The sequence below is a fragment of the Serratia sp. GW822-FHT06E05 genome, from assembly GCF_058799445.1.
The window spans coordinates 401,082-418,197 of record NZ_JBXALM010000001.1 but is presented as its reverse complement, the minus strand read 5'-3'; the positions used below and the strand labels follow the sequence as shown (position 1 = coordinate 418,197).

Here is a 17,116-nt window from a genome sequence, read left to right as displayed (position 1 = left end):
AAAACGCAGGGTTAACAGTGGCGCCATTAACAAAAAAAAGCGGTAAAAATTATTCGACCCTTCGCTTTGGCTGGATTTGCGGCGGGATCCTGGTTTGCTTTTTCCTGCTGGCCTTTCGGGTCGGCTATTTGCAGTTGCTGGAGCATCAGCAGTTGGCGGATCAGGCCGATCAGCGTTCGATTCGCACCCAGGTGCTGCCCACCAACCGGGGGATGATCACCGACCGTAACGGCGAGGCCTTGGCCGTCAGCGTGTCATCGAAAGATATTGTGTTGGATCCCAAGCATATTCTCGACACCCATACCGATATCGGCAATGAACGCTGGCAGAGCCTGGCCAACGTGCTGAAAATGCCGCTACCCGAGGTGCAAAAGCTGATCCAGGCTAATGCCCACAAGCGTTTTGTCTATCTGGCGCGCAAAGTCGAAGATGATAATGCCGATTACATCAGCAAGCTGCGTTTAACCGGCGTCAGTACCCTGCAGGACTTCAGCCGTTTCTACCCGATGAGCCAGGATGCCGCCGGGCTGATCGGCATTGTCGGGCAGGACAATCAGGGTCTTGAAGGTATCGAGCTGGGCTTTAACCACCTGCTGCAAGGCAAGAACGGCCTGCGGGTTTACCAGAAGGACGGCAGCGGGGCGGTGATTGGCGTGATCAAGAACGTCGATCCTGTGCCGCCGCCGAATGTCACGCTGAGTATTGATAAATTCATCCAGTACGTGCTGTACGCGCAAATTCGCGACGGCGTGGTGGCAAACCAGGCCGATTCCGGCTGTGCGGTGCTGGTAAAAGTGAATACCGGTGAAGTGCTGGGGATGGCCAGCTACCCGTCATTCAACCCGAACAACTACGCCAATACCCCGGCCAAAGATATCCGCAACGTGTGCAGTAGCGACAGTTTCGAACCGGGTTCTACCGTGAAGCCGGTGGTGGTGATGGTCGGGCTGGAACACCGGTTGATTAAGCCGGATACCGTACTGGACACCACGCCTTACCGGGTCAATGGTCATTTGATCAAGGACGTAGGCCACTGGTCGAAATTGACCATTACCGGCGTGCTGCAAAAATCCAGCGACATCGCCGTTTCACATATTGCGCTGGCGCTGCCCGCCACCGTACTGCCTGCGGTTTACAAGAGCTTTGGCTTGGGCAGACCGACCGACCTGGGCATCGGCAACGAAAGCAGCGGTTATTTGCCGCAGCACCGCGAACGCTGGGCTGACATCGAACGCGCAACCTTCTCGTTTGGTTATGGTTTGCGTGTGACCCCGTTACAGATGGCGCGTGAATACGCGGCTATCGGTTCCTATGGCGTTTATCGGCCATTGTCGATCACCCGAGTGACGCCACCGGTGATGGGGCAGCGCATTCTGCCGGAAGATACGGTAAAAACCGTGGTGCATATGATGGAAAGCGATGCCTTACCGGGGGGCAGCGGGGTCAGCGCTGCGGTACCAGGTTACCGTTTGGCGATTAAAACCGGTACCGCAGAGAAAATGGGCACCAACGGCAAATACGACGGTGGTTACATTAACTACACCGCCGGCGTGGCGCCCGCCAGCGATCCGCAGGTGGCGCTGGTGGTGATGGTCAACAACCCGAAAGCCGGCAAGCACTTCGGTGGTTCGGTGGCTGGCCCGGTGTTCGGCAAGATCATGGCGCAGGTATTGGAACATATGAATATCTTGCCTGATGCCCAGCCGTTGAACGTCGTTTCGCAGGTTAAAGGCTAACCTGATGTTCCCCCTCTGTGGAGGGGGAACCAGTCACTTTTTCAACGTCGCAAGGTGGGCCTGTGCCCATTCGACATCACGAGTGAAGTTAAGATAAATCTGGCGGTTTTATTAAAAAGGGGAATATTTTTTAAGCGTCGATACTTTGTCTGGGCGGGAATATTTATAGATAAGACAATCTGATTAATTCTATAAAATAAAAAGAATCTGATGCACCAATGCGTGGCGATTAAAATAAATTCTGCCGGGTATTTTGAATTGAAAACAACCCGGCCTAAAAATATTAACGGCTGGTTTGGTGGCCGATGATACCGCCCAGCGCTGCGCCGCCCAAGGTACCCAGCGTACTGCCGTCGGTCAATACTGCGCCACCCAGGGCGCCAACGCCGGCACCGATAGCGGTGTTGCGATCGCGGTGAGACATATTCCCACATGCGGTGACAGAAAGTGTTGCCATGATGATAACCATCACGCCTGCGGCACGTTTAAGGTTCATAAGAGTTTCCTGATAAATTGCCTAATTAACAGACAAAGAAAGCACTGATTAATCGGCCGGTAGAAGTTGAGATGAATGTATTCTGCCGAAAGAAAATAGAACAGGTAAATATTCTTAATTTTGTGCCATCGGATTTTATTTAATCGCCATTTTACTTTGGGGTGATGATTAAATCGCCAGCCTGTTATCTCTTGGGGCAGGTTGGATAATCCTTAAAACGCGTTAAAAATCCTAAGGCTGAGGGTTATGGGCTATGACGCGTTCCGGCCTGCATTGGCGTACGGATACCGCTGGGTGTTGGCGCCACTGCTTCTGGTGCTGGTTGTCCCTGACAGAGAGCATTTTTTTGCATTGCGGTAATGCAACTGTGTAAGTTACATTAGCGATATTGAGTTGTGATCTGCATCACAGATTGAAATCAAGCAAAAATAACCTTAAGAAATTCCAGGGAAATTTTCCTTTCTGGGCAGGCTTTTTGCTGCTTAAAAACCAGGAGACAACGATGTTAGAAATGCTAGAGAGTTTGGCCACCGTGGTGATCATGGTGCCGGTAATGATTGCCTTGTTGCTTGGCTCGATTTATGGCTTGGGTGAACTGTTTAATCTGTTTTCTGCCGTGGGCGGGAAAAAGAGCTGACGCTGAAATAATGTTCGAGGGGCGCAATGCCCCCCGATGCAGGCTTAAAGTACCGTTGCCAGGAAATCCCGCGTTCTTTGATGTACCGGTTCATCCAGCACCTGTTTTGCCGTCCCCGTTTCTACCACTTTTCCTTGATCCATAAAGATGATTTGGTCCGCCACTTCGCGGGCAAAACCGATTTCATGCGTCACCACCACCATGGTCATGCCAGAGTGCGCCAGGCCTTTCATCACCTGCAGCACTTCGCCAACCAATTCGGGATCGAGCGCAGAAGTGGGCTCATCGAACAGTAGCACCTCTGGCGTCATCGCCAGGGCGCGGGCGATCGCCACTCGCTGTTGCTGTCCACCAGAAAGCTCGCGTGGCCAGGCGTGAATGCGATGTTCCAGCCCGACGCGGGCCAGCAGCGCTTTTGCCCGTTCCACCACCAGGCTTTTCTTTTCCTTTTTGACCAGCAGCGGGGCTTCAGTAACGTTCTCCAGCACTGTGCGGTGCGGGAATAAATTGAACTGTTGGAACACCATACCGATGCTTTTACGCTGTTCGGCCACTTCGCGTTCCTTCAGTTCATACAGCTGGTTGCCTTTTTGGCGGTACCCGATGAGTTGCTCGCCCACCCGAATGGTTCCGCCGTCGAGTTTTTCCAGGTGATTGATGCAGCGCAGCAAGGTCGACTTCCCCGAACCGGAAGGGCCGAGGATCACCGTTACCGAGCCTGCCGGGATCTGCAGGCTGATATTTTTCAACACTTCGGTGCCGGAAAATGACTTGCGCACCTGGTTGATCTGAATGGCGGCGCTCATGATTGTGTCTCCTGTGGCGGACTGGATGCGGCTTTGCGGGGACGGAACAGCCAGTTGCTGCGCACCGCCTGGCTACCTCGACCAAAATAGCGCTCAACATAGTACTGGCCGATCGACAAAATCGAGGTCATCACCAGATACCACAACGTGGCAACCAACAGCAGCGGGATCACCTCATAGGTGCGCTGATAGATGATCTGCGCCGAATAGAGCACGTCCTGCAGGGCAATCACCGACACCACCGCAGTGGTTTTAAGCTGCCCGATCACCTCATTGCCGGCAGGGGGCAAAATGGTGCGCATGGCCTGCGGTAAAACTACGCGCCACAGGATTTGTCCACGGCGATACCCCAAGGCCTTGGCGGCCTCCAGCTGGCCACTGCCGACGCTTTGGATACCGGCGCGCACAATCTCCGCCGCATAAGCCGACTGATGCATCACCAGGGCGATCACCGCCGCGCTGAAGGTACTGATGATGGTGTTGGTCGGAGCGCTGGCCACTTCACCCAGGAAGGGGATCCACAGACTGATGCGCGGGTAGAGTGCGGCGATGTTGTACCACAGGAAAAGCTGCACCAGCATCGGCACCGCGCGGAAGAACCAGGTATAAAACCAGCTCACCGCCACCAGCACCGGGTTGGCCGACAGACGCATCAACGCCAGCAGCACGCCCCCGGCGAAGCCGAAGATCACCGAAATCACGGTGAGCTTCAGCGTCATGATCACGCCATTGATAATCGACGCTTCGGTAAAGTTTTCCGCCACCACCGCCCATTCGAAGCGAGGGTTATGCAGCATCGAATTGGCGATAATGCCGACGATCAGCAGCACCAACAGGGCGCTGAACCAGCGCCCATAATGCCGATGACCGACGATGCGCAGTTCGGCATCACCGGTCGCTTGTGGCCCATTCATTTTGCAATCTCTTCATTGATGCCAGCGGTTTTCACCGCGCCGAAGCCGATATCCCAACCGTCGAGGATTTTCTGGTAGCTGCCGTCGGCAATCAGCGAGTTAAGCGCCGCCTGCACCGGTTTCACCAGGTCGGAACCTTTCGGCAAGGCGAGGGCGACCGTGGTGCCTTCAATGTTGATGTCGCCTGCCAGCGCCAGCGGTTTAACGTGGGTAGCCTGATAACGCAGGCCTTCATACGGACCAAAGAACATCGGCACGCGTCCGCTGATTACGGCCTGAACACCGGCCGGACGGTCGGGGAAAATCGGAATGGTGATCGCCGGTTTTCCGCCGCTGACGCAGCTGTCGCTGGCCTGCTGCAAGCGGGTAATTTGTGAAGTGCCCGCCCCGGCGCCGACGGTTTGTCCACAAAGCTGCGCCAGCTCGGTGTAAGGGCCGAGGGCGGCATCTTTACGGGCGATCAGCGCCAGCTTGGACGCGTTGTAATAGCCGACAAAATCGACCTGTTGGAAGCGCTTCTTGTTTGCGTCGATATTGGCCAGGGCAACGTCATAACGGCCGGATTTAAGGCCGGGGATGATATTGTCGAAGCCGCCGGTATCCTTCCAGTGGATTGCCACGCCGAGGCGATCGGCGATGGCGCTCATCACGTCGATTTCACGCCCGGCCAGCGTTTTGTTGTCGGCTTCATAGAAGGTGGTCGGGGGCGTATTGGGGTTGGTGCCCGCCACGATGTAACCGGCTTTTTTTATTGCTTCCGGCAGGCTGTCGTGCAGTGCGGGATCGGCGCTGGCTTTTACCGCGGCGCGGAAGGGCACATCGCCTTCAGCGGCATAACCAACGGCCAGCGGAGCCAAGGTAGCGCCGGCCAGCAGCAGGGAGAGTACGGTGCGTTTGAGGTTGGTTTTCATCATGTTCCCCTGCGAATTAAGCCGATTTTACGTTAGCGAAGTTGATTGCCGGTTGCGGCAGGCCCAGGTTTTCACGCAGGGTTGAATACTGATATTCCTCGCGGAACAGGCCGCGACGGCGTAGCTCCGGGATCACCAGTTCGACGAACAGTTCCAACTGATTCGGCAATACCGCAGGCATGATGTTAAAGCCGTCGGCACCTTGCTGTTCCAGCCACAGCTGGAAGTCATCGGCGATCTCTTCGGCAGTTCCCACCACCACGCGATGCCCGCGCGAACCGGCAGCAACCGCCGCCAGTTCACGCAGCGTCAGGTTTTCGCGTGCCGCCAGATCGGTCAGCAGCTTCACCCGGCTTTGGCCGCCTTCGGTCGCGCCGACGTCCGGTACCGGGCCATCGAGCGGGAAGTCGCTAAGATCGAAGCCGAAGCGGGCGGAAAGCTGTTCGATGCCGTTATCGATATCCACCAGTTGATTGAGCTGATACCAGGTTTCCTGCGCCTCGGCTTTGGTGCGGCCCACGATCGGCATCACGCCCGGCAGGATCAGCAGGTGATCCGGGTTGCGGCCGGCATCGGCGACAAATTTCTTCTGGCTGCGATAGAAGGCCTGGCCTTCCTCCAGCGTGGCGGCGGCGGTAAACACCACCTCGGCGGTCTCTGCGGCCAGCTGTTGTCCGGCCGGCGAAGAACCGGCTTCGATGATCACCGGGCGCCCCTGTGGCGAACGGGCAATGTTCAGCGGGCCTTGCACCGAGAAGTGCTTGCCTTGGTGGTTGGCCGCGTGGATTTTCTCGTCAATGGCATACACGCCACTGTGCTTGTCACGTACGATAGCCCCTTCCTCCCAGCCGTCCCACAGCTTGTAGCTGGCTTCGAGAAACTCTCGTGCCACTTCATAACGCTCGGCGTGCGAAGGCAGATCGTCACGGCTGAAGTTACGTGCCGCGTCACTGGAGAATGACGTCACCACGTTCCAGGCGGCGCGGCCGTGGCTGATGTGATCGATAGAGGCCATGGCGCGCGCCAGGTGGAAAGGCTGGTCGAAAGTGGTGGAGGCGGTGGCCGCCAGGCCGATGTGTCGGGTTCTGACCGCCAGCGCCGCCAGCAGCGTCAGCGGCTCCAGGCGGGACAGGGTGGAAGGCAAGCGGTGCACGCTGGTCGCCAGCGCATCGCCGACGAAGAACATATCAAAGGTGCCTTCTTCGGCCTTTTGGGCGATCCAGGTGAACCAGTCAATGTCCGTAGGCGAGCCGCTGGCCCCTTCGGCACGCCAGCCGCCGACGTGATGGCCCAGAGCTTGAACAAACAGGCCGAGACGTAATTGACGCGATGGTGTTGAAGGTGAAGTACTCATAATTATTCCTATATTTATTATTGGTTTAATAATTCGATTAAACGGCTCAGCGCGGCGGGCTGCGTTAGCGCGCAGTCCTCGATCACGCGGTCACCGTTCAAATGCGGCAGCAATAGCAGGATGCTGCGCAGTTTCGCACCGACGTCGGTCTGTCGGGCGGCGGTTTGCTTTCTTGTGACAATGTCACTTAACTGGCGGCCGTCGTGCAGCGTTAGCGTGACGCGGTGGAAGCGTAACTCCGCATCCAGCTCGTCTGGCGGTGCCGTCAGGTCGGCATGGCGTTCAACCCGTGCCGCCAGGGCTGAAATATTTGGGTCAACGGGGGCCTCACCGTAGTGCATTAGCGGCACGCTGCCGCTGTACAACGCATCGGCGATGACGTATTCCAGGCTAAAACGCGCCTCAACGCCGGTTGACGGGCGGCGAATATAGGGAGCGGTATCGGCACCGGGTGGAAAACTGACCTGGATCTTGGCGATGGCAGCGGAAATATCCTCGACGGCAATGCCTTGTTCGAGCAGGCGTTCGCGCAGGATAAATGCGGCCTCCGCAGCGCTGTGGGTACCGCCGCAGGTGGGATAGCGTTTAAATTCCAGCCCCGGTTGCAGGATACGCCACGGCGCCCCCCAATCGGCCGTCAACAGCTCGGGCCGCTGCCGTCCGTCGCCATGCGAGCTCAACAGGCTGTCTATCACGCCTTCCGGCTGCCCGGCAAAACCCAGTTGCGCCAGCAGCACGGCATTGACTGCCGCCCGAGCGGCGATCCCTGCGTGCAACGGCTTGGCGGCTGACCCGAACTGACTGCGCAGCCCAGCGGCCTGGGTGGCCGCCAGCCCAAGGGCGATCTGCGTTTGGTGCAGCGTGAGGTGTAAATAGCGTGCCGCCGCCGCAGTGGCGGCAACGGCACCAAGGGTGGCAGTGCTGTGAAATCCCAACTGATAGTGCTGAGTACCGGCAGCCAGCCCCAGTCGCCCGGCTGCCTCTACGCCAATGACATAGGCGGTCAGTAGCGCGTCAACGTCGGGGTTATCGTCGGTCAATGCCAGCAGCGCAGAGAGCACCACCGTGCTGGGGTGCCCGCGCAGCGCGGGGTGATAATCGTCAAAATCCAGCGAATGGCTGATATAGCCGAAATAGAGCGCACGGTTCTCGGCACTGGCAGGCGGGAACACTTTTTTTACCGCTGCCAGGCCGCTGTCGGTGAGTACGCCCTGGGCGATCGGCAACGCGCAGGCAAAATAATCTATCAGCCCAAGGCGGGCGGCCGACAGGGCTGATGCTTCGGGCCGGCTATCCAGCACCAAATGGGCAAATTGAGCGGTTATGAGCGATGACAAGATATAAAACCTGATTTTTTATGCGGTTATGCGCCGGCCTGCGATTCAGATTTCATTGTGTGGCGATTTCATTAGCCCCGAAAGAACGAACGGAAATTTCATATTTCAAAATGGAATATGGTGGATGCCGATCCCGGCAATAAAGCTGGCTCAATACCGCGGGGCATCTGGCTTAGTCATTTTAAGGCAAAGCAAAGTCGCCATTTGGCTTAAGAAAAAAGGGCGCTAAAGCGGGAAAAGTTGTTCACTCAGCAGATCGATAAACACCCGCAGTCGGGGCGTCAGGTGCTTGCTGGAGGGCCAGAGAATTTTAAAGCTGCCCGTGTGCCGGCAATGCGCACCGAGCAGTTGCTGAAGACGTTGCTCAGCCAGCGACTGCTTTACCGCAAAGTCAGGCAGGCAGGCAATGCCCTGGCCCTGTTCTGCCAAATAGATCAGCGTATCGACGCTGTTGCACACTGCGCTTGCATGCAGACCGTCGCCGAGCATTTTATCCCAGTCCATTACCGGCCAGGCTTCGACTTTGCCGGTGGTGGGGAATTTGTACAGCAAGCAGGCGTGCTGACGCAGATCGTCCGGGCATTGTGGTGTGCCGGCCTGACGCAAATAGGCGGGCGAAGCGACCAGTTGCAGATGAAAACTGCCCAGTTGGCGGCTCATTAATCTTGAGTCTTCCGTTTCCCCAACACGGATCACCGCGTCGAATCCTTCCTCGATTACCTCAACACGACGGTCGGAAAAGTCCAGTTCAAGTTCAATTTCGGGATATCGACGAATAAACGTCGCCAGCACCGGGTTGAGCAGTCCGCCGACCAGGGGCAAGCTGACGCGAAGTTTGCCACGCGGGGCGCTGCGAGTGTCGCTGAGTTCCTGTTCCGCCGCTGCCATTTCTCCGAGGATCCGCTGGCAACGCTGCAAGAAAAGCCGACCTTCGGCCGTCAAAGTCATGCTGCGGGTACTGCGATGGAACAATCGCACGCCCAGACGGGCCTCCAATCGGGCAACGCTTTTACCGATTGCCGAAGCGGATACGCCCAACAGGCGTCCGGCCTCGACAAAACTGAGCGCTTCTGCCGCCTGAACGAAGGCGGAGATCCCGGCCAGATTATCCATCTCGTGCCTCCTATTACGGACGTTAATGTCCGTTATGAAGGGAAATCTAGCCTGTTTTTCTTCTTTTCGCCACAATCTATCCTCGGGGTTGACAGAATTCGCTGTCAACCTGAGGTATGGCTAATGAATAAATACAAACTTGATGCCAAGGCTATTGATAAGGTCATCGATCTGGCGCTGGAACAAAAACGGCTGGTGGGTGCAGTGGTGTTGGTGGCGTTGGGCGGCGAGCAGGTCTATCGTCGTGCGGCCGGTATGGCGGATCGAGAGGCGGGCAAACCGATGCGCATCGATGCGCTGTTTCGCTTGGCTTCGGTCTCCAAACCGATCCTGTCCACGGCGGCACTGGTGCTGATGGCTCAAGGGCGTTTACGGCTTGAAGACCCGGTGGTGCGCTGGCTGCCGTCGTTCCGGCCGCGTACGCCGGACGGCCAGCAACCCTTAGTGACCGTACGTCATCTGATGACCCACACCGCAGGGCTGAGTTACCGCTTTTTCCAACCTGAGCATGGATCCTATGCGCAGGCGGGAGTTTCCGACGGTATGGATGACGATCCGCTTAGCCTGGCGGAAAATGTGCGTCGTATTGCCTCGGCTCCTCTGCAGGCAGCACCAGGAACCGAATGGCGCTACTCGATTGCCACCGATGTGCTGGGTGCGGTGATTGAACAAGCCAGTGGTTTGCCGTTGGCACAAGCGGTGGCACATCTGGTGACCGGACCGATGGCGATGCGAGATACCGGGTTCAGTACCCACGATGCGCAGCGGCTGACAGTGGCTTACGCTAACCATTACCCCGAGCCCCGGCCTCTGCAACAACCGGATCGCATCGAGTTTATTGACGGCACCGACGGTTTTAAGCTTTCACCTGCCAGGGCGCTGGATGCCAGCGCCTATGCGTCAGGCGGGGCCGGCATGGTAGGTTCGGCGGAAGATTTTCTGCGTTTGCTGGAAACCCTGCGTCGGGGCGGCGCACCATTGCTGCCCGAAGAGTGGGTAACGGTCATGACCAGCAACCAGATCGGCGATTTACCGATGCCATTCTGGCCGGGGCGCGGTTTTGGGCTGGGGATCACCGTATTGAAAGATCCGCGGGCGGCCCAGACGCCGGAATCGGTAGGTACCTGGCGTATGGGCGGGACGTACGGCCATTCCTGGTTTGTCGATCCGGCCCGGCAGCTCAGCGTCGTGGCTTTTACCAATACCGCGCTGGAAGGGATGGCGGGAGCATTTGTCGGGGAACTCTGCCAGGCGGTATATGACGGATTACCGCTTCTCGCAGGAGACCAATGATGATGAAAATCCTGTCGCCGATTTTTTTCATTGCCCTGGGGCTGTTCGGTGTGTACTGCATCGAATTTGGCGTGGTGGGCATATTACCGCTGATCATGGAACGTTACGCAATTTCAGCCTCGCAGGCAGGGTGGCTGGTGGGGGGTTTCGCGATAACGATTGCTTTGCTGGGGCCACTGTTGGTGCTGTTGGCCTCACGGTTTAACCGTAAGCGCATGCTGCTGATTTCACTGGCCGTATTTGTCGTGACCAGTGTGCTCTCGGCTTATGCGGCCAGTTTCGGCTCCCTGCTGGTGTTGCGCATTTTACCGGCGCTGTTCCACCCGATATATTTCGCGTTGGCGATGGTGGCGGCGGCTTCGTTGTATCCCCAACAGCAGGTGACGCGGGCGACGGCTTATGCTTTTGTCGGCACCAGTATGGGCATGGTGCTGGGGATCCCCTTGACGCATTGGATCGCCGGGCAGTTCAGCTATGAGGCCTCTTTCCTGTTTTGTGCCCTGGTTAACCTGCTGGCGGGTATCGGCTTATTTTTCTGCCTGCCTGATAGTGCCCCCCAGCGAATGGAATATGGCAAGCAGTTGGCAATATTGCGCAGCGGTGCGCTGTGGCTGAATATTCTTGCCTGTGTGCTGATCTTCGCTGCGATGTTTTCCGTTTATGCCTATGCCACCGAATACCTGAGTGGTGAAATCGGCATCAGTGGACCAAGGGTTGGCTTGCTACTGGTGATTTTTGGCTTGGGCGGCGTGTCCGGCAATCTGCTGGCGGGGAAATTACTGAACCGTCACCGGTTCGCGGCCACCTTATTGCACCCAGTGGTGCTGGCGCTGGCTTATGGGTTGCTGTATCTGTACGGCAGCACCCATCTGGGCACGATGATCGTTCTTTGCCTGTTTTGGGGGGCGGCGCATACCAGCGGTTTGATAGTGACACAAATGTGGCTGACGGCCGAAGCGCCGCAGGCACCGGAATTCGCCACCGGGCTGTATATTGCCTTTATCAATCTGGGGGTGGCGTTGGGTTCGGTGGTCAGCGGCGGCTTTATTGATGCCGTGGGGCTGCAGGGCATCATGCTCTCCGGTGGGGTGTTCGCGGCGCTGGCGACGGTGACGATCGCGTTTAAAATCAGGCTCTACCCTCGAATCGGCGCCGCAGTGACTCACGGCGTCACTTAATCATTGCCATAACGCGTTGGAACAGGATGCTGTCGGGGTTGGCCAACTCGTTAACCAGCGTGAAATGGTTGTTGTGCCGATCTTCCAGCAGCGCCACATTCAGCCCTTTTTCTCGGCAGGCGGCGAAGTAAGCCAGCGTCTGGTTTCTGAACCCCTGGGTTTCTTTGGCGCCGACGTCGAGCAGGATCTGCGGCGCATGCGCCTTTTCCGGCAGCATAAACAGCGGGCTGAGGGTTGCCGCCTGCTCAGGCGTCAGGCGCATCCAGTCATTGATGTAGATATCGCACAGCGGTCGTATGTCGTACAGGCCGCTCAGCGCCAGCGCCCCTTTGATCACGTTGACGGGCACCTGATACAGGTGCTGCCAGTCATCGGCAATCAGCATGCCACACAGGTGGCCGCCGGCCGAGCTGCCGCTGACGAAGATGCGTTCTGGGTCGATGCCGTACTGGCCGGCGTGGTGGTAAAGCCAGGCTATTGCGCTACGAACCTCTCGGACGATTTCTGCCAGCGTGGCTTCAGGTTGCAAGGTGTATTCCAACGTAGCGACCGCTACGCCATGCTGGGTGAAAGTTGCCGCCATCGAACAGGCTTCTTCCTTACGCTGGGAGTGCCAATAACCGCCGTGAATAAACACCAACAGCGGTGACGGTTGTCTGGCGGCAGGGAACAAGTCCAGGCGCTCGGCGACGCCCATCCCGTAGTGGATATCGTAAATCCCCGGCGTCTGCGCTTTGGCCTGCGTGGCCAGTTGTTCATATTGCGCCATACAGGCGTCAAAATCTTCTACCGAGGCACGGGCGTTGTACTGCACGGCGCGCATCGACAGATCGTCAAACAGCAGGTCGATTTTCATTATCTATCTCTCCTTGAGGGGGTGTCCTCATCATCTACCTGAAGCCGTTTTGACGTTTGCTTCTTAATGCGGGTACAGGTCCGCCGTGACATGGCGCCTGGTGCACTAATAAACTGCATTTGCTGCGCCTTCCGCCTGCTCTCTGGACGGCATAGGCTACTGACAGGTTCTTTCAGGAGTCAGCAACATGAAGTCAATAACCCAACACGCCAGCCCGCCAGTCAATTTGCGTGGGATCCTTGCCAGCCTTTCTTTGTCGATGCTGGTTTCCTCGCTGGGCGCCAGCATTGCCAACGTGGGCTTGCCGACGCTGGCGCAGGCGTTCAACAGCTCTTTTCAGGCGGTACAATGGGTAGTTATCGTCTACCTGCTGGCCGTTACCACGTCGATTATTGCCATGGGCCGCTTGGGGGACAGGATGGGGCGCCGCCGCCTGTTGCTGACGGGGATTGCTCTGTTCACGTTTGCGTCCGGATTGTGTGCTATTGCGCCGGGCATCTGGCTATTGTTGGCGGCGCGCGTTGCGCAAGGTTTGGGAGCGGCCGTCATGATGGCAATGACCATGGCGCTGGTTGGTGAGGCGGTGGGTAAAGAAAATACCGGCCGTGCCATGGGATTGCTGGGCAGCATGTCGGCCATCGGCACGGCGCTTGGCCCTTCGCTGGGGGGCGCACTGATATTGGGTTTCGGCTGGCGGGCGATGTTTCTGGTCAACATACCGGTGGGCGTAGTGGCTTTTCTGCTGGTTTATTGCTCCCTGCCGCAGGAACAACGGCAACGGCAAAAAGAACGCGGTCGGTTTGACTGGGCAGGGACCTTACTGCTTGGGGTAACGCTGGCCTGCTATGCGCTGTCGATGACGTTGGGGCGCGGTGACTTTGGCGTCGTTAACCTGACGTTGTTGCTGGGCGCGGCGCTGGGGATGGGGTTATTTGTCCGGTTGCAAAAGCGCACGGCGCTTCCCCTGATCCAGTTGGCGTTGTTCCGCCAACCGGGTCTGAGCGTCGGGTTGGCGATGAGTGCGCTGGTCATGACCATCATGATGACGACGCTGGTGGTAGGGCCATTTTATCTGACGCATGGGCTGGGTTTGGCGGTTGGGCAAGCGGGACTGGTAATGTCGGCGGGGCCAATAGTGGCCGCGTTGCTCGGGGTACCGGCCGGTCGGTGGGTGGATCGCTTCGGGGCGCAAAGGATCACTATGGTGGGGCTGACGACCATGGCTGTTGGGGCAGGCATCATGTCGATGATGTCGCTGAATCAGGGCGTGTTCGGCTACGTGGCACCTCTGTGCCTGATGACGCTGGGTTATGCGCTCTTTCAGGTCGCCAACAATACGGCCTTGATGAAGCATGCCGCCCCCGAGCAGCGTGGGGTGATCTCGGGCATGATCAACCTCTCGCGCAACCTTGGGTTGATCACCGGCGCTTCGGCCATGGGGGCGTTATTTATGCTGGCAACCCACACCGGCGATATCAAGTTGGCTTCGTCGCACGCCGTTGCAAATGGCATGCAGATTACCTACCTGGTCGCGGGTGGGCTGGCGGCGTTTGCGCTGGTGATGGCTGCCAGAAACGGTGGCGTCCGCCCGCACGAGGATGATTACAGCAGGTCGCCCCGGTAGGTGATATGAATTTTGTTGCCGTCCGGATCGCGAAGATAAGCGCCAAAATACCCTTTGCCGTAATGGGTCCGCTCGCCGGCTTCACCTTCCGATGTGCCGCCCGCCGCCAGCCCGGCGGCATAGGCTTGCCGAACCTGTTGTTCATTCTGGGCGGTGAACGCCACCATACTGCCGTTGCCGGCACTGGCCGGCTGTCGGTTATAAGGTTGGTAGGCGTAAAAACGCGGCAATGTCCGGTCAGGCAATACCCAGCAACGAGCCCCGGGGCCGCCATCGGGCGTGACCGGGCGTTGCTTGAGTCCCAGTGGCAGCAAAATCGCATCGTAAAATGCAGCGGCTTTGTCCAGATCGCTGACGCCTACGGTGATATGACTAAACATAGTTTCCCTTATTTGTCCCTGCTTACACGTTCCTTCAGCTTAGGCTTAATAGCCCCAAAAGGAACGACGCGGCGCTGAATTTTCAGCCCAGATATTCAATGATCGACAAACCGCCGTTGTAATCCGTGCTGTAAATGATCCCCTGAGCGTCGACAAATACGTCGCACGACTGAATAACCTGCGGACGATCGGGGCGTGTGTCCATCATCCTCTGCGGCGCAGCGGGAACCAAAGCGCCGGTTTCCTTCGGTTGATAAGGGTTGCTGATGTCGTAAGCGCGAACGCCGGCATTTTGGTAAGTGGCGAAAATCAGCGTCGAACTGATAAAGCTGCCAGGACGGTTCTCATGCAGATTATGGGGGCCGAAGTGTGCGCCTTTGCTGACGTAATCGCGTTCATCCGGCTGTGGGAAGGTCGCGATGCTCACCGGGTTGGTCGGTTGGCGAATATCAAACAGCCAGATCAACTTTTCGCCGTCCTGCTGGTTGTCGAGCACCGCCTCATCCAATACTACCAGCAGGTCCCGATCCGGTAGCGGTAGTGCGGTGTGGGTGCCGCCGCCAAACGGCGGGCTCCAGTTGCGATGGGCAATTAACTGCGGTTGACTGCGGTCCTTGATATCCAACAGGGTTAGCCCCCCGTCGCGCCAGCTGGCATAGGCGGTATCGCCGCTGATGATCGCATGGTGCAAAGCGTAGCGCTTGCCCTCCGGCCAGTTGGGCGTTTCACCCCCGGCGTTGTGCATACCCGGTAGCCACCAACGCCCGGCGATTTGCGGATGACAAGGGTCGGCCAGATCGACGGTCAAAAAAATGTAGTCGCTGTAGCCGTCGATCAGCGCCGAAACGTAAGCCCAGCGCCCGCCCACGTACCAGATGCGGTGTACGCCGATCCCTTCCAGCGCCAGAAAACCAATCTCCCGTGGCCGGTCCGGGGTGGAAATATCGAAAATACGCATCCCGGCGCTCCAGCCGCGGAGATCGCTGCTCGATACCGTCTGGCTGATGGCGCGGGTGTAATAGACTTTTTCATCGGCAAAACGGACGTCGGCAAATAAATCCCGGGCGTTAATAACCAGCAGCAAATCATCATGCGCCTGTAAATGCACATTCCAGGTGCCGGGTGGCGCAGGGATAAAGCCGGCGGGTTTCGGATCCTTCGCATCGCGTACGTCGACGATGGAAAAGCCCTGCGAAACCATGTGGCCGATATAGGCATAGCCCCGATGAACCATCACCTGTACGCCGTCCGGCCTGCCGCCCTGATCGCTGTGACCGATCAGCCGCATATTGCGGCTGTATTCGGGCTGCACAAGGGGTTGCGTTGCCATCACCGCTCCTTATTTCTTAGCCTGTTGCGCTTCAAGCGTGGCGAACCAGGGGGCGATGAAATCGTCTGATTTACCCCAGTCCGGGATCACTTTCGCCAGCGAGGCGACGTTGGTGGCTGCCGGATGGCTGAGCAACAGGGCCTGCGGGATTGCCGCAGCTTTAAATTCATAGGTTGCCGGGGTTTTCTCGCCGCCAATTTTATTGGCCACCAGGCGCAGGTTAACGGCGCCGATCAGCTTGGGATCCACCGCCACGCTGAGCTTCCAGGCGCTGTCTTTAGCGCGCATCAGCGCCAGATCCTGGTTGGAGATATCGATACTGTAGAGTTTGATTTCGGTGCGGCCATTCTCCTGCAGGGCCTTGTAGGCCCCCTGGCTAAACGCATCCCAGGTGCCCCAAATGGCATCGATTTTGCCTTTTGGGTATTTGGCCAGGATCGCGCCAATTTTGTTGGCCGTATCGCCCTGAACGTCGGAGGACACCGCACCGATGGATTCTAGCTCTTTGATGCCGGGCTGTTGTTTAAGCAGTTTCTGGTACTGCGCCTGACGCCGCTCCATGGGTGGGAAGCCCGCGACCCATAGCTTGATGATATTCGCCTGACCGTTGAAATCTTTTACCAGTTGGCCAAACGAAAGATCGGTCAATGAAGCGTCGTCCTGCTGGGTAATGGTCACGCCCGGGATTTCGCCCTGCACGGCGGTATCAAAGGCGGCCACCGCGATGCCGCTGTCGGCGATGCGTTTGAGCAGGGCGGTTGAGTAAGGATCGCGCCCCTGAGACAGAATAATGCCGTCGTACTTCTGGCTGATGGCCTGATTGACGAAGTCCTGGAATTTGGCGTCGTCGCCGTTGGTCAGGAAGGTATTGACCTGAAAGCCGAGCTTGCGGCCTTCCTGCACCGCCCCGGATACGAACTGCGTGGTATTGTCGTCAGAACCCAAATTGCGGATAACCGCAATGCGGATCGGCCCCTGATGATTCGCTATCGCTGCCGGGATTGGGGCGGCAGTGGGGGCGGATAATGCCGGAAACACGGCGAACAGGCTGAGCGCCAGAAGTGAGGTGTTGAACAATTTCATTGAGTTTTACCCTGCATGGTTAAGCATCATTAAAAAGCGAGAGGACAATTCATCGTCACCATTGGGAT

16 protein-coding genes are annotated in these 17,116 nt (G+C 57.6%); 5 read left to right on the top strand and 11 right to left on the bottom strand.

The window, feature by feature from the left end; all coding sequences use genetic code 11:
- The first annotated feature begins 17 nt into the window (after positions 1 to 17).
- Positions 18 to 1,736 (top strand): penicillin-binding transpeptidase domain-containing protein, encoded by a 1,719-nt coding sequence (locus tag AC1RKC_RS01845; RefSeq protein WP_115058856.1) that lies wholly within the window; start codon positions 18 to 20, stop codon positions 1,734 to 1,736.
- A 283-nt stretch (positions 1,737 to 2,019) separates the two neighbouring features.
- Here the strand turns inward: AC1RKC_RS01845 and osmB are convergent, their stop codons facing one another.
- Positions 2,020 to 2,232, bottom strand: a complete 213-nt coding sequence (gene osmB, locus AC1RKC_RS01840) for an osmotically-inducible lipoprotein OsmB (protein WP_020826833.1) — start codon at positions 2,230 to 2,232, stop codon at positions 2,020 to 2,022.
- Between the two features lie 502 nt (positions 2,233 to 2,734).
- Between osmB and AC1RKC_RS01835 the strand changes: the two genes are divergently transcribed.
- Positions 2,735 to 2,869: an AcrZ family multidrug efflux pump-associated protein gene (locus AC1RKC_RS01835; protein WP_044550993.1), complete on the top strand. Its 135-nt coding sequence runs from the start codon at positions 2,735 to 2,737 to the stop codon at positions 2,867 to 2,869.
- 44 nt (positions 2,870 to 2,913) lie between these two features.
- Here the strand turns inward: AC1RKC_RS01835 and AC1RKC_RS01830 are convergent, their stop codons facing one another.
- The 6 genes from AC1RKC_RS01830 to AC1RKC_RS01805 all read right to left on the bottom strand — a co-directional run bounded on the left by AC1RKC_RS01830 (position 2,914) and on the right by AC1RKC_RS01805 (position 9,304).
- Positions 2,914 to 3,675: an amino acid ABC transporter ATP-binding protein gene (locus tag AC1RKC_RS01830; RefSeq protein WP_020826835.1), complete on the bottom strand. Its 762-nt coding sequence runs from the start codon at positions 3,673 to 3,675 to the stop codon at positions 2,914 to 2,916.
- Positions 3,672 to 4,589, bottom strand: coding sequence for an amino acid ABC transporter permease (locus tag AC1RKC_RS01825; RefSeq protein WP_048759000.1), 918 nt, complete (start codon positions 4,587 to 4,589; stop codon positions 3,672 to 3,674). Before AC1RKC_RS01825 ends, AC1RKC_RS01830 begins: the two co-directional genes overlap by 4 nt.
- Positions 4,586 to 5,500 (bottom strand): ABC transporter substrate-binding protein, encoded by a 915-nt coding sequence (locus AC1RKC_RS01820; protein ID WP_234530251.1) that lies wholly within the window; start codon positions 5,498 to 5,500, stop codon positions 4,586 to 4,588. Before AC1RKC_RS01820 ends, AC1RKC_RS01825 begins: the two co-directional genes overlap by 4 nt.
- Positions 5,501 to 5,516: 16 nt before the next feature.
- A complete protein-coding gene (locus AC1RKC_RS01815) occupies positions 5,517 to 6,854 on the bottom strand; it encodes an LLM class flavin-dependent oxidoreductase (protein WP_234530253.1) in 1,338 nt (445 codons plus the stop codon).
- Positions 6,855 to 6,871: 17 nt separating this feature from the next.
- Positions 6,872 to 8,191: an MmgE/PrpD family protein gene (locus AC1RKC_RS01810; protein WP_048758993.1), complete on the bottom strand. Its 1,320-nt coding sequence runs from the start codon at positions 8,189 to 8,191 to the stop codon at positions 6,872 to 6,874.
- A 225-nt stretch (positions 8,192 to 8,416) separates the two neighbouring features.
- Positions 8,417 to 9,304: a LysR family transcriptional regulator gene (locus AC1RKC_RS01805; protein ID WP_048758992.1), complete on the bottom strand. Its 888-nt coding sequence runs from the start codon at positions 9,302 to 9,304 to the stop codon at positions 8,417 to 8,419.
- Between the two features lie 123 nt (positions 9,305 to 9,427).
- On the opposite strand from AC1RKC_RS01805, the gene AC1RKC_RS01800 reads away from it, so the two are divergent.
- On the top strand, positions 9,428 to 10,597 hold the full coding sequence (locus AC1RKC_RS01800) for a serine hydrolase domain-containing protein (protein WP_234530255.1): 1,170 nt from the start codon (positions 9,428 to 9,430) through the stop codon (positions 10,595 to 10,597).
- A gap of 2 nt (positions 10,598 to 10,599) precedes the next feature.
- Positions 10,600 to 11,775: an MFS transporter gene (locus tag AC1RKC_RS01795; protein ID WP_493092264.1), complete on the top strand. Its 1,176-nt coding sequence runs from the start codon at positions 10,600 to 10,602 to the stop codon at positions 11,773 to 11,775.
- Here the strand turns inward: AC1RKC_RS01795 and AC1RKC_RS01790 are convergent.
- Positions 11,768 to 12,631, bottom strand: a complete 864-nt coding sequence (locus AC1RKC_RS01790; RefSeq protein WP_048758990.1) for an alpha/beta hydrolase — start codon at positions 12,629 to 12,631, stop codon at positions 11,768 to 11,770. The genes AC1RKC_RS01795 and AC1RKC_RS01790 overlap by 8 nt on opposite strands.
- A 187-nt stretch (positions 12,632 to 12,818) precedes the next feature.
- Between AC1RKC_RS01790 and AC1RKC_RS01785 the strand changes: the two genes are divergently transcribed.
- Positions 12,819 to 14,255 (top strand): MFS transporter, encoded by a 1,437-nt coding sequence (locus AC1RKC_RS01785; RefSeq protein WP_493092194.1) that lies wholly within the window; start codon positions 12,819 to 12,821, stop codon positions 14,253 to 14,255.
- Here the strand turns inward: AC1RKC_RS01785 and AC1RKC_RS01780 are convergent.
- From AC1RKC_RS01780 to AC1RKC_RS01770, 3 genes are all read right to left on the bottom strand, one after another.
- Entirely contained in the window at positions 14,234 to 14,635 is a 402-nt protein-coding gene (locus AC1RKC_RS01780; RefSeq protein ID WP_490635250.1) for a VOC family protein, read from the bottom strand. The genes AC1RKC_RS01785 and AC1RKC_RS01780 overlap by 22 nt on opposite strands.
- Before the next feature lie 82 nt (positions 14,636 to 14,717).
- Complete coding sequence (locus tag AC1RKC_RS01775) at positions 14,718 to 15,965, bottom strand: LVIVD repeat-containing protein (protein ID WP_493092195.1); 1,248 nt, start codon at positions 15,963 to 15,965, stop codon at positions 14,718 to 14,720.
- A 9-nt stretch (positions 15,966 to 15,974) separates the two neighbouring features.
- A complete protein-coding gene (locus AC1RKC_RS01770; RefSeq protein ID WP_046373581.1) occupies positions 15,975 to 17,048 on the bottom strand; it encodes a sugar ABC transporter substrate-binding protein in 1,074 nt (357 codons plus the stop codon).
- Positions 17,049 to 17,116: the final 68 nt, after the last annotated feature.